The organism is Pseudomonas sp. PA-6-3C, from assembly GCF_021605825.1.
Lineage (GTDB): Bacteria > Pseudomonadota > Gammaproteobacteria > Pseudomonadales > Pseudomonadaceae > Aquipseudomonas > Aquipseudomonas edaphica.
The window spans coordinates 225,316-237,156 of sequence record NZ_WKDV01000002.1 but is presented as its reverse complement, the minus strand read 5'-3'; the positions used below and the strand labels follow the sequence as shown (position 1 = coordinate 237,156).

The following is an 11,841-nucleotide window of genomic DNA, read 5'->3' as shown; positions in this document are numbered from 1 at the left end:
GAAAAGCTTTAAATAACTTCCTTCTTTATTTTTATATCTATGGCATTGCTCGTGAAAGCCCGGCCGACAGAAAAGGACCGATTACCTGTAGAAGATCTAATTGAAGGAAAAGCTGGTTGGAAATTGACCTAGAGGCTTGCTTTCTCTAGAATCGCCGGTCTCTTAAAACGGGGGCCATTCCGGCCCGTTGTGGACGAACCAGGTAACAACGCCATGAAACGTACTTTCCAACCAAGCACCATCAAACGCGCCCGTACTCACGGCTTCCGTGCTCGCATGGCTACCAAGAACGGCCGTGCTGTCCTGTCGCGTCGCCGCGCCAAAGGTCGTGCGCGTCTGGCAGTTTGATAATCCGGTACTGGTGGTGAGTCAGGACTTCAGTCGGGAAAAGCGTCTGCTAACCCCCCGGCATTTCAAGGCAGTCTTTGACTCCCCCACCGGCAAGGTTCCGGGGAAAAATCTCCTGCTCCTTGCGCGTAACAACGATCTGGATCACCCCCGTCTCGGGTTGGTGATCGGCAAGAAGAGCGTAAAGCTCTCCGTTGAGCGCAATCGCCTCAAGCGTCTGATGCGCGAATCGTTTCGCCTCCACCAGGACACTCTGGTTGGTTGGGATATTGTTATCGTCGCGCGCAAAGGCTTGGGGGATGTAGAAAACCCCGAATTGATTCAGCATTTCGGCAAGCTCTGGAAACGTTTGGCGCGTACCAACAAGCCAGCACCAGCAGTCAGCACCGAAACTGTAGGGGTAGACAGCACCAATGCGTAAACTGGCACTCGTTCCGATCCAGTTTTACCGTTATGCCATTAGTCCTCTGATGGCCGACCACTGTCGTTTCTACCCCAGTTGTTCCTGCTACGCGTTAGAGGCCATAGAAAATCATGGTCTTCTGCGCGGTGGCTGGCTGGCCTTTCGTCGTTTAGGCCGCTGTCATCCGTGGAATCCCGGTGGTTTCGACCCGGTTCCACCTATCCCTACCTCCCGTTCTTCTTCGATGGCCGAGTAATCATGGATATTAAACGCACGATCCTGATCGTCGCCCTGGCAATCGTGTCCTACGTCATGGTTCTTAAGTGGAACCAGGACTACGGCCAGGCTGCCCTGCCGACTCAGAATGTTGCTACCAATCAGGCTGCGCCGGCTATTCCGGACACCCCGCTGGGTAACAATGCGTCCGCGAGTGCCGATGTTCCCAGCGCGAATGGCGAGACAAGCGCCCCTCTAGAAACGCCAGTGGTCACCAATAAAGACCTCATCCACGTGAAAACGGATGTGCTCGACCTGGCTATCGACCCACAAGGTGGTGATATCGCGCAGTTGAAACTGCCGCTGTATCCACGTCGCCAAGACCATCCAGATGTTCCGTTCCAACTGTTCGATAACGGTGGTGAACGTACTTATCTGGCGCAAAGCGGCCTGACCGGCACTGACGGTCCTGATGCTCGTGCTACCGGTCGTCCGGTTTATTCGACCGAACAGAAGACTTATCAACTGGCTGATGGCCAGAACCAGTTGAATGTCGACCTGAAATTCAGCCTCGACGGCGTCAACTACATCAAGCGTTTCAGCTTCACCCGTGGTTTGTACGACTTGAAGGTCACTTACCTGATCGACAACGAAAGCGCCAAGCCATGGACGGGCAACCTGTTTGCCCAGCTCAAGCGTGACAACAGCGCCGATCCTTCTTCCAGCACCGCCACCGGCACTGCGACTTACCTGGGCGCCGCCCTGTGGACAAGTAGCGAGCCGTACAAAAAAGTGTCGATGAAAGATATCGACAAGGGCGCGCTGAAAGAAACCGTCCAAGGTGGCTGGGTTGCCTGGTTGCAACACTACTTCGTGACCGCATGGATCCCGAACAAGGGTGAAGCCAACCTGGTTCAAACCCGCAAAGACAGCCAAGGCAACTACATCATTGGTTTTACTGGCCCGGCGTTGACCGTCGCTCCAGGTGCCAAGGCTGAAACCAGCACTACCCTGTACGCCGGCCCGAAAAGCCAGGCTGTGCTCAAAGAGTTGTCCCCAGGTCTGGAACTGACTGTGGATTACGGCATTCTGTGGTTCATTGCCCAGCCTATTTTCTGGCTGCTGCAACATATCCACAGCATTGTGGGTAACTGGGGCTTCTCGATCATCTTCCTGACCATGCTGATCAAAGGGATTTTCTTCCCTCTGTCGGCAGCCAGCTATAAGTCGATGGCGCGCATGCGTGCCGTTGCGCCGAAACTGGCCGCTCTGAAAGAGCAACATGGTGACGACCGGCAGAAAATGTCGCAGGCCATGATGGAGCTGTACAAGAAAGAGAAGATCAACCCGCTGGGTGGTTGCTTGCCGATTCTGGTGCAGATGCCGGTATTCCTGTCGCTGTACTGGGTTCTCCTGGAAAGCGTCGAAATGCGCCAGGCACCGTTCATTCTGTGGATAACTGACCTGTCGATTAAAGACCCGTTCTTTATTCTGCCGATCATCATGGGCGCGACCATGTTTATCCAGCAGCGTCTGAACCCGACTCCGCCGGACCCGATGCAGGCCAAGGTCATGAAGATGATGCCAATCATCTTCACCTTCTTCTTCCTGTGGTTCCCAGCCGGTCTGGTTCTGTACTGGGTGGTCAACAACGTGTTGTCGATCTCTCAACAGTGGTACATCACACGTAAAATCGAAGCGGCTACCAAAAAAGCTGCGGCGTAATTTACTCTGTGGATAACCACTCAAGACGCCCCCTAGTGGGGCGTTTTGCTTTCTGTCACTTTTGTTCTGGAACCTGCTGATGAGCGCTCCTCGTGAAACCATCGCTGCTGTCGCTACCGCTCAAGGTCGCGGCGGTGTTGGTATCGTTAGAATTTCCGGGCCGCTGGCCAGCGTGGCGGCCCAGGCCATCAGCGGCCGTGAGTTGAAACCCCGATATGCCCATTACGGGCCGTTCCTGGATGCTGATGAAACGGTATTGGATGAGGGGCTGGCGCTGTATTTCCCCGGCCCTAACTCGTTCACCGGCGAAGACGTGCTGGAACTGCAGGGCCATGGTGGCCCGGTAGTGCTGGATATGTTGCTGCAGCGTTGCCTGCAATTGGGCTGCCGTCTGGCGCGCCCAGGCGAATTCAGCGAGCGGGCATTCCTTAATGACAAACTGGACCTGGCCCAGGCCGAGGCGATTGCCGATTTGATCGAGGCCAGTTCTGCACAGGCGGCGCGCAATGCGTTGCGCTCACTGCAGGGCGCTTTTTCCCTGCGTGTGCATAACTTGACCGAACAGTTGATCAGTCTGCGCATCTACGTCGAGGCTGCGATTGACTTCCCAGAGGAAGAAATCGACTTCCTCGCTGATGGCCACGTCCTGGCGATGCTGGATAAAGTTCGCGACGAGTTATCCACCGTACTGCGCGAGGCCGGGCAGGGTGCTTTGCTGCGTGACGGTATGACGGTAGTGATTGCCGGGCGACCCAATGCCGGCAAGTCCAGCCTGCTCAATGCGCTGGCTGGCCGAGAAGCCGCGATCGTCACCGAGATTGCCGGCACCACCCGGGACATCTTGCGCGAACATATCCACATCGATGGTATGCCGCTGCACGTGGTCGACACCGCCGGCTTGCGCGATACCGAAGACCAGGTAGAAAAGATCGGCGTGGAACGGGCGCTCAAGGCGATCAGTGAAGCGGACCGCGTATTGCTGGTGGTGGATGCCACTGCGCCAGAGGCTGCGGATCCATTTGCCCTGTGGCCGGAATTTCTCGAGCAACGGCCAGACCCGGCCAAAGTCACCTTGATCCGCAACAAGGCCGATTTGACTGGTGAAGCCATTGCCATGGAGACCAGCGACGATGGCCACGTGACCATCAGCCTGAGCGCAAAGTCAGCGGGCGATGGTTTGGAATTGCTGCGCGACCACCTCAAAGCCTGCATGGGCTATGAGCAGACCTCCGAAAGCAGCTTCAGCGCACGCCGCAGGCACCTGGAAGCGCTGCGCCATGCCAGCGCGGCGTTGGAGCACGGTCGGGCTCAGTTGACCTTGGCGGGGGCTGGCGAGCTGCTGGCTGAGGATTTACGCCAGGCGCAGCAGCTGTTGGGTGAGATTACCGGCGCTTTCAGCTCCGATGATCTGCTCGGAAGGATCTTTTCCAGCTTCTGCATCGGTAAGTAACCCTTCGTTGTCCACAGGCAGGCCATTCGCGCCTGCCTGTTTCGCCCGCCTCAGGGCATTCAATTCCCATTTTTGACTCATTACCTAAAAGGCAGGTGGCTTTTGCGTGGGCGAGATTTGGCCATGCAAGCCATTTTCTGTGGATTAAGCCCTGTGAATAACCGCACCTGTGCCCAGTTGATAACAGGGCTTGAAACCTGAGCAAAACCCCCTCTGTGGATAACCACCCCTTTAATCCACAGGCTTAAAGCACTTATCCAAGGGCCTCATTGGCACATGACCACAGACTTTTGAATCTCTGTACACGATGTAAATAGAGGCTTGTAGAGATCTATCCACAGAAAGTAGGCTCAGTAAAAATAAACATAAAAACAAAGATCTTATAAATTTCTTCTTTTTTAATTTCTATTGTCTGTGATTCATCCACAGCTGGTTAAATTTTGTGCAAAGGGTTCTTTAGGAAGGGCTAAGTCCCTATACTTGCCGCCATAGCTCTAAAACTCTTTCAACAAACAATTCCTGATTACCTACATAAGCAGGCACGAGGTGCGTGGTGGATTTCCCTTCCCGTTTTGAAGTGATCGTCATCGGCGGCGGTCATGCCGGTACCGAGGCAGCACTGGCGTCAGCACGCATGGGCGTTAAAACCCTGTTGTTGACGCACAACGTGGAAACCCTCGGTGCCATGAGTTGCAACCCCGCCATCGGTGGGATCGGCAAAAGCCATCTGGTTAAAGAAATTGATGCCCTTGGCGGTGTCATGGCCATGGCTACCGACAAAGGTGGTATTCAATTTCGCGTGCTCAACAGCCGCAAAGGCCCGGCCGTACGCGCTACTCGGGCACAGGCCGACCGCATCCTGTACAAGGCTGCGGTACGTGAAACCCTGGAAAACCAGCCGAACCTGTGGATATTTCAACAGGCTGCCGATGACCTGATCGTCGAACAGGACGTGGTGAAGGGCGTTGTCACCCAGATGGGCCTGCGTTTCTTCGCAGAATCCGTGGTGTTGACCACCGGCACATTCCTGGGCGGACTTATCCACATCGGTATGCAGAACTATTCCGGCGGTCGCGCCGGTGATCCGCCATCGATTGCCCTGGCAAAACGCCTGCGCGAGTTACCACTGCGAGTCGGTCGCTTGAAAACAGGTACCCCGCCGCGTATCGACGGGCGTTCTGTGGATTTCTCGGTGATGACCGAACAAGCCGGTGATACGCCAATCCCGGTCATGTCGTTCATGGGTTCCAAAGAGCAGCACCCGAAACAGGTGAGCTGCTGGATTACCCACACCAACGCCCGCACCCACGAGATCATTGCCGCGAACCTCGACCGTTCGCCGATGTATTCCGGGGTGATTGAAGGCATTGGCCCGCGTTATTGCCCTTCGATCGAAGACAAGATCCATCGCTTTGCCGACAAGGAAAGCCACCAGGTCTTCATCGAGCCCGAAGGCTTGACCACCCATGAGCTGTACCCGAACGGGATTTCCACGTCCTTGCCGTTCGACGTGCAAATTCAGATCGTGCAGTCGATTCGCGGCATGGAAAACGCCCACATCGTGCGTCCGGGCTACGCCATCGAGTACGACTACTTCGACCCGCGTGATCTGAAGTACAGCCTCGAAACCAAAGTCATTGCCGGTCTGTTTTTCGCTGGCCAAATCAATGGCACCACCGGTTACGAAGAAGCCGGCGCCCAAGGTTTGCTGGCCGGGACCAACGCAGCACTGCGCGCGCAGGGCAAAGACAGCTGGTGCCCGCGTCGCGATGAAGCGTACATCGGCGTATTGGTCGATGACCTGATTACCCTGGGCACCCAGGAACCGTATCGGATGTTCACGTCCCGGGCGGAATACCGTTTGATCCTGCGCGAAGACAACGCCGACCTGCGCCTGACCGAAAAAGGTCGCGAGCTGGGCCTGGTCGATGACGCGCGTTGGGCAGCCTTCTGCAAAAAACGCGAAAGCATCACGCTCGAAGAGCAACGTCTGAAAAGTACCTGGGTTCGCCCAGGCACCGAGCAGGGCGATGCGATTGCGGAAAAATTCGGTACGCCGCTGACCCACGAATACAACCTGCTGAACCTGCTGTCCCGTCCGGAAATCGACTACGCTGGCTTGGTCGAAGTGACAGGCCAGGGCGCAGAAGACCCACAGGTTGCCGAGCAGGTCGAGATCAAGACCAAATACGCCGGTTACATTGACCGCCAGCAGGATGAGATCGCTCGCCTGCGCGCCAGTGAAGACACCAAGCTGCCTGTGGATATCGATTACACCGGGATTTCGGGGTTGTCGAAAGAAATCCAAAGCAAGCTGGGGATAACTCGGCCGGAGACTCTTGGTCAGGCTTCACGTATTCCCGGCGTCACTCCGGCAGCGATTTCGCTGTTGATGATTCATTTGAAAAAACGCGGCGCGGGCCGTCAGTTGGAGCAAAGCGCTTGAGTTCGTTGGTCACCTCGCAACACGCCGAAGAATTATCCACAGGTGCGCGCCAGTTAGGCGTGGACCTGACTGCAGCCCAGCACGAATTACTGCTCGGCTACCTGGCCCTGTTGATCAAATGGAACAAGGCTTACAACCTGACTGCGGTGCGTAACCCCGACGAAATGGTTTCGCGTCATTTGCTCGACAGTTTGAGCGTGATGCCGTTTATCGAAAACGGCCGTTGGCTTGACGTGGGCAGTGGCGGTGGGATGCCAGGCATTCCGCTGGCGATCCTGTTTCCCGAGTCGCAAGTGACGTGCCTGGACAGCAACGGCAAGAAAACCCGCTTCCTGACCCAGGTAAAACTCGAGCTCAAGCTGGAAAACCTGCAAGTTATCCACAGTCGGGTCGAAGAGTTCACACCTGAACTGCCTTTCAATGGAATTGTTTCCCGGGCATTCAGCAGCATGGAGAACTTCAGCAATTGGACTCGCCACCTGGGCGACCGCGACACCCGCTGGCTGGCAATGAAGGGCGTTCATCCAAGCGACGAGCTGTTAGCATTGCCGACAGACTTCCACCTCGATAGCGAACACGCCTTGGCCGTACCCGGTTGCCAAGGCCAACGCCATCTGCTGATACTGCGCCGCACGGCATGATTGGGAACACAAGCAAGAATGGCTAAGGTATTCGCGATAGCGAACCAGAAAGGTGGCGTGGGCAAAACCACCACCTGCATCAACCTCGCAGCATCCCTGGTCGCCACCAAGCGTCGGGTGCTGTTGATCGATCTCGATCCACAGGGCAACGCCACCATGGGTAGCGGTGTGGATAAACACGGCCTGGAAAATTCGGTCTACGACTTGCTGATCGGCGAGTGTGACCTGGCCCAGGCCATGCACTACTCCGAGCACGGTGGTTATCAACTGCTGCCGGCCAACCGCGATTTGACCGCGGCGGAAGTGGTGCTGCTCGAAATGCAGATGAAAGAAAGCCGTCTGCGCAGCGCCTTGGCGCCGATCCGCGAGAATTACGATTACATTTTGATCGACTGCCCACCGTCGCTGTCGATGCTCACGCTCAACGCATTGGTTGCCGCCGATGGGGTGATTATCCCCATGCAGTGCGAGTATTACGCACTGGAAGGCTTGAGCGACCTTGTGGATAACATCAAGCGAATCGCTGAGCTGCTGAACCCGAACCTGCAGATCGAGGGTCTGCTGCGTACGATGTTCGATCCGCGCCTGAGCCTGATGAACGATGTGTCGGCGCAGCTCAAGGAACACTTTGGTGATCAGTTGTACGACACCGTGATCCCACGCAACATCCGCCTGGCCGAAGCGCCAAGCTACGGCATGCCCGCGCTGGCGTACGACAAATCATCGCGTGGCGCCATTGCCTACCTGGCACTGGCCGGCGAGATGGTTCGCCGTCAACGCCGCAACTCACGCACCGCTGCAGCCCAGCCAACTTAAGGAATCCCCATGGCCGTCAAGAAACGAGGTCTCGGACGTGGACTGGATGCACTGTTGAGTGGTCCGACTGTCACTTCGCTTGAAGAACAAGCGGTACAGGCCGACGAGCGCGAGCTGCAACATTTGCCGCTGGACTTGATCCAGCGCGGCAAATACCAGCCACGCCGCGATATGGACCCCCAGGCGCTGGAAGAACTGGCCAACTCGATCAAGGCCCAGGGCGTGATGCAGCCGATTGTGGTGCGCCCGATCGGCGGCGGTCGGTTTGAAATCATCGCCGGCGAACGCCGCTGGCGCGCAAGCCAGCAGGCCGGAAAGGAAACCATCCCGGCGATGGTGCGCGATGTACCGGATGAAACCGCCATCGCCATGGCGTTGATCGAAAACATCCAGCGTGAAGACCTCAACCCGGTTGAAGAAGCGATCGCGTTGCAGCGTTTGCAGCAGGAATTCCAGCTGACCCAGCAACAAGTGGCCGACGCGGTGGGTAAATCCCGCGTCACGGTGTCCAACTTGCTGCGTCTGATCGCGTTGCCGGAAGTCATCAAGACCATGTTGTCCCACGGCGACCTGGAAATGGGTCATGCCCGTGCTTTGCTCGGTTTGCCGGAAAATCAACAGGTTGAAGGGGCGCGACACGTTGTCGCACGAGGGCTCACGGTGCGTCAGACTGAGGCGCTGGTTCGCCAGTGGCTGAGCGGCAAACCTGCACCGGTCGAAACCGCCAAACCTGATCCGGATATCGCACGCCTCGAGCAGCGCCTGGCCGAGCGGCTGGGCTCTGCGGTACAAATTCGCCACGGCAAGAAGGGCAAAGGGCAATTGGTTATCGGATATAACTCGCTTGACGAGCTTCAGGGCGTCCTTGCCCACATCCGCTGAAACATTTGCTTATGTAGCGCGCGATCGGAAAACACTACCCGACAGTTGAATAGGGGCTGAACCGCCCCTATACTCTGCGCGCATTTTGTCGGCACAAATTATGCCAAGTTATTGATTCTCGGCAGCCGACCATTGAGGAGCAAAAGTGATGGAAACCCGCACGCCAAACACGTTGCCGTTCCATCGCTTGGCCGTTTTCCCGGTTTTATTGGCTCAATTTGTCATTCTACTGATCGCCGCGTTGGCGCTTTGGTACTGGCATGGAGTCGTAGCCGGATATTCAGGACTCTGCGGAGGCCTGATAGCCTTGCTGCCCAATATGTATTTTGCTCACAGGGCCTTTCGGTTTTCCGGCGCCCGAGCAGCCCAGGCTATCGTCCGGTCATTTTATGCCGGCGAGGCGGGGAAACTGATTTTGACGGCAGTGCTGTTTGCACTGACCTTTGCAGGTGTGAAGCCATTGGCGCCGCTGGCTGTATTCGGCGTCTTCGTGTTGACCCAACTGGTCAGCTGGTTCGCTCCCCTGCTAATGAAAACAAGACTTTCGAAACCTTAGGGCGTTTGAGGCAACCATGGCAGAAACAACCGCTTCGGGCTATATCCAGCACCACTTGCAGAACCTGACCTTCGGTCAGCTTCCCAACGGCGGCTGGGGCTTCGCCCACACCGCAGCAGAAGCCAAAGAAATGGGTTTCTGGGCTTTCCACCTGGATACTCTGGGCTGGTCGGTCGCATTGGGTCTGATCTTCGTCCTGATTTTCCGCATGGCGGCAAAAAAGGCGACTTCCGGTCAGCCAGGTGCTTTGCAGAACTTCGTTGAAGTATTGGTCGAATTCGTCGATGGCAGCGTGAAAGACAGCTTCCATGGCCGTAGCCCGGTGATTGCACCGCTGGCACTGACCATCTTCGTCTGGGTGTTCCTGATGAACGCCGTCGACCTGATCCCGGTTGACTGGATTCCTCAGCTCGCCATGGCGATCAGCGGCGACCCGCACATTCCATTCCGTGCCGTATCGACCACTGACCCTAACGCTACCCTGGGCATGGCCTTGTCGGTATTCGCGTTGATCATTTTCTACAGCATCAAGATCAAGGGCATCGGCGGCTTCATCGGCGAACTGACCCTGCACCCGTTCGGCAGCAAGAACATTTTCGTTCAAGCCCTGCTGATCCCGGTGAACTTCCTGCTGGAATTCGTCACCCTGATCGCCAAGCCTATCTCCCTGGCTCTGCGACTGTTCGGCAACATGTATGCCGGCGAGCTGGTGTTCATTCTGATCGCTGTGATGTTCGGCAGTGGTCTGCTCTGGCTTAGCGGCCTGGGCATTGTTCTGCAGTGGGCGTGGGCTGTGTTCCACATCCTGATCATCACCCTGCAGGCCTTCATCTTCATGATGCTGACCATCGTCTACCTGTCGATGGCGCACGAAGAGAACCATTAAGACCGGTCTCGACTAGTCTGATGTCCTTCCCGGTGAAACGGGAAGGTGGCCCACCAGGGCTATGAAACGATTTGTTTTACCGCTTTAAAATCTAAAAAACCTAAACCATACGACGTAAAAGTCGGGAGGAAAGATGGAAACTGTAGTTGGTCTAACCGCTATCGCTGTTGCACTGTTGATCGGCCTGGGCGCCCTGGGTACTGCCATTGGTTTCGGCCTGCTGGGCGGCAAGTTCCTGGAAGGCGCAGCGCGTCAGCCAGAAATGGTCCCAATGCTGCAGGTTAAAATGTTCATCGTTGCCGGTCTGCTCGACGCCGTGACCATGATCGGTGTTGGTATCGCTCTGTTCTTCACCTTCGCGAACCCCTTCGTTGGTCAACTCGCCGGTTAATCACTCGTTTTTTCGAGTGATTGGTGTGTTGTGCAACGAACGAGCGAGGTATTGGCGTGAACATTAATGCAACCATTATTGGTCAGTCCTTAGCGTTCTTGATTTTTGTCGTTTTCTGCATGAAGTTCGTATGGCCTCCGGTCATCGCAGCTTTGCACGAACGTCAGAAGAAGATCGCGGATGGACTGGACGCTGCCACCCGTGCAGCTCGCGACCTGGAGTTGGCCCAAGAGAAAGCGGGCCATCAACTGCGCGATGCTAAGGCACAGGCAGCTGAAATCATTGAGCAAGCCAAGAAACGCGGTAATCAGATTGTTGAAGAGGCTGTTGAAAAAGCCCGTATCGACGCTGACCGTGTGAAGGTTCAGGCTCAGGCCGAGATCGAGCAGGAATTGAACAGTGTCAAAGATGCGCTGCGTGCCCAACTGGGTGCTCTGGCCGTCGGCGGTGCTGAGAAGATCCTGGGTGCCACAATCGATCAAAACGCGCACGCGGAGCTGGTTAACAAACTGGCTGCTGAAATCTAAGCGAGGGCGATCATGGCAGAATTGACCACGTTGGCCCGACCTTACGCTAAGGCAGCCTTCGAGCACGCCCAGGCCCACCAGCAGCTGGCCTCTTGGTCAGCCATGCTCGGCCTGGCTGCAGCAGTGTCGCAAGACGACACCATGCAGCGCGTGCTCAAGGCCCCGCGACTGACGAGCGCAGACAAGGCCGCCACTTTTATTGAAGTGTGCGGCGACAAGTTTGATGTGAAGGTACAGAACTTCATCCACGTCGTTGCCGAAAACGACCGTCTCCCGCTTTTGCCGGAGATCGCCGCTCTGTTCGACCTGTACAAGGCCGAAGAAGAGAAATCGGTAGACGTTGAAGTGACCAGTGCTTTTGCATTGAACCAAGAACAGCAAGACAAACTCGCCAAGGTTCTCAGTGCACGACTCAATCGGGAAGTGCGCCTGCAAGCTTCGGAGGACGCATCCCTGATTGGTGGTGTTGTTATCCGTGCCGGCGACCTGGTTATCGATGGCTCGATTCGCGGCAAAATCGCGAAACTTGCCGAAGCATTGAAATCTTGAGTTTG

14 protein-coding genes are annotated in these 11,841 nt (G+C 56.2%); all 14 read left to right on the top strand.

All coding sequences use genetic code 11. From position 1 onward, the window contains the following. The first annotated feature begins 213 nt into the window (after positions 1-213). Positions 214-348: a 50S ribosomal protein L34 gene (gene rpmH, locus GIW48_RS02890; protein ID WP_003213577.1), complete on the top strand. Its 135-nt coding sequence runs from the start codon at positions 214-216 to the stop codon at positions 346-348. Positions 349-364: 16 nt separating this feature from the next. Then, a complete protein-coding gene (gene rnpA / locus GIW48_RS02885) occupies positions 365-769 on the top strand; it encodes a ribonuclease P protein component (RefSeq protein ID WP_026013533.1) in 405 nt (134 codons plus the stop codon). After that, positions 762-1,007, top strand: coding sequence for a membrane protein insertion efficiency factor YidD (yidD, locus tag GIW48_RS02880; protein WP_073636650.1), 246 nt, complete (start codon positions 762-764; stop codon positions 1,005-1,007). The genes rnpA and yidD overlap by 8 nt, the downstream gene beginning before the upstream one ends. Positions 1,008-1,009: 2 nt before the next feature. Continuing rightward, a complete protein-coding gene (yidC, locus tag GIW48_RS02875; RefSeq protein ID WP_017135128.1) occupies positions 1,010-2,692 on the top strand; it encodes a membrane protein insertase YidC in 1,683 nt (560 codons plus the stop codon). 79 nt (positions 2,693-2,771) lie between these two features. Then, positions 2,772-4,142, top strand: coding sequence for a tRNA uridine-5-carboxymethylaminomethyl(34) synthesis GTPase MnmE (gene mnmE / locus GIW48_RS02870; protein ID WP_099550200.1), 1,371 nt, complete (start codon positions 2,772-2,774; stop codon positions 4,140-4,142). Positions 4,143-4,695: 553 nt separating this feature from the next. Further along, a complete protein-coding gene (gene mnmG / locus GIW48_RS02865) occupies positions 4,696-6,588 on the top strand; it encodes a tRNA uridine-5-carboxymethylaminomethyl(34) synthesis enzyme MnmG (RefSeq protein WP_099550201.1) in 1,893 nt (630 codons plus the stop codon). Then, positions 6,585-7,229: a 16S rRNA (guanine(527)-N(7))-methyltransferase RsmG gene (gene rsmG, locus GIW48_RS02860; protein WP_017135125.1), complete on the top strand. Its 645-nt coding sequence runs from the start codon at positions 6,585-6,587 to the stop codon at positions 7,227-7,229. Before mnmG ends, rsmG begins: the two co-directional genes overlap by 4 nt. An 18-nt stretch (positions 7,230-7,247) precedes the next feature. After that, entirely contained in the window at positions 7,248-8,045 is a 798-nt protein-coding gene (locus GIW48_RS02855) for a ParA family protein (RefSeq protein WP_016978715.1), read from the top strand. A gap of 9 nt (positions 8,046-8,054) precedes the next feature. Beyond that, a complete protein-coding gene (locus tag GIW48_RS02850) occupies positions 8,055-8,927 on the top strand; it encodes a ParB/RepB/Spo0J family partition protein (RefSeq protein WP_017135124.1) in 873 nt (290 codons plus the stop codon). Positions 8,928-9,075: 148 nt separating this feature from the next. Further along, entirely contained in the window at positions 9,076-9,483 is a 408-nt protein-coding gene (locus GIW48_RS02845; protein WP_010565865.1) for a F0F1 ATP synthase subunit I, read from the top strand. Between the two features lie 16 nt (positions 9,484-9,499). Then, positions 9,500-10,369 carry a F0F1 ATP synthase subunit A gene (atpB, locus tag GIW48_RS02840; RefSeq protein WP_017135123.1) on the top strand — a complete coding sequence of 290 codons (870 nt, stop codon included), beginning with the start codon at positions 9,500-9,502 and terminating at the stop codon, positions 10,367-10,369. A gap of 133 nt (positions 10,370-10,502) precedes the next feature. Beyond that, positions 10,503-10,760 (top strand): F0F1 ATP synthase subunit C, encoded by a 258-nt coding sequence (gene atpE, locus GIW48_RS02835; protein WP_002555987.1) that lies wholly within the window; start codon positions 10,503-10,505, stop codon positions 10,758-10,760. A 56-nt stretch (positions 10,761-10,816) separates the two neighbouring features. After that, the gene (locus GIW48_RS02830) at positions 10,817-11,287 is read left to right on the top strand and encodes a F0F1 ATP synthase subunit B (RefSeq protein WP_017135122.1); all 471 of its coding nucleotides are present in this window, start codon (positions 10,817-10,819) and stop codon (positions 11,285-11,287) included. 12 nt (positions 11,288-11,299) lie between these two features. After that, positions 11,300-11,836: a F0F1 ATP synthase subunit delta gene (locus GIW48_RS02825; protein ID WP_017135121.1), complete on the top strand. Its 537-nt coding sequence runs from the start codon at positions 11,300-11,302 to the stop codon at positions 11,834-11,836. Positions 11,837-11,841 lie beyond the last annotated feature (5 nt).

Excerpts from the sequence above, each read along its gene's own strand:
- rpmH (WP_003213577.1), top strand. The coding sequence starts at position 214 with ATGAAACGTACTTTCCAACCAAGCACCATCAAACGCGCCCGTACTCAC.
- yidD (WP_073636650.1), top strand. The coding sequence starts at position 762 with ATGCGTAAACTGGCACTCGTTCCGATCCAGTTTTACCGTTATGCCATT.
- yidC (WP_017135128.1), top strand. The coding sequence starts at position 1,010 with ATGGATATTAAACGCACGATCCTGATCGTCGCCCTGGCAATCGTGTCC.
- mnmE (WP_099550200.1), top strand. The coding sequence starts at position 2,772 with ATGAGCGCTCCTCGTGAAACCATCGCTGCTGTCGCTACCGCTCAAGGT.
- GIW48_RS02855 (WP_016978715.1), top strand. The coding sequence starts at position 7,248 with ATGGCTAAGGTATTCGCGATAGCGAACCAGAAAGGTGGCGTGGGCAAA.
- GIW48_RS02850 (WP_017135124.1), top strand. The coding sequence starts at position 8,055 with ATGGCCGTCAAGAAACGAGGTCTCGGACGTGGACTGGATGCACTGTTG.
- GIW48_RS02845 (WP_010565865.1), top strand. The coding sequence starts at position 9,076 with ATGGAAACCCGCACGCCAAACACGTTGCCGTTCCATCGCTTGGCCGTT.
- atpB (WP_017135123.1), top strand. The coding sequence starts at position 9,500 with ATGGCAGAAACAACCGCTTCGGGCTATATCCAGCACCACTTGCAGAAC.
- atpE (WP_002555987.1), top strand. The coding sequence starts at position 10,503 with ATGGAAACTGTAGTTGGTCTAACCGCTATCGCTGTTGCACTGTTGATC.
- GIW48_RS02825 (WP_017135121.1), top strand. The coding sequence starts at position 11,300 with ATGGCAGAATTGACCACGTTGGCCCGACCTTACGCTAAGGCAGCCTTC.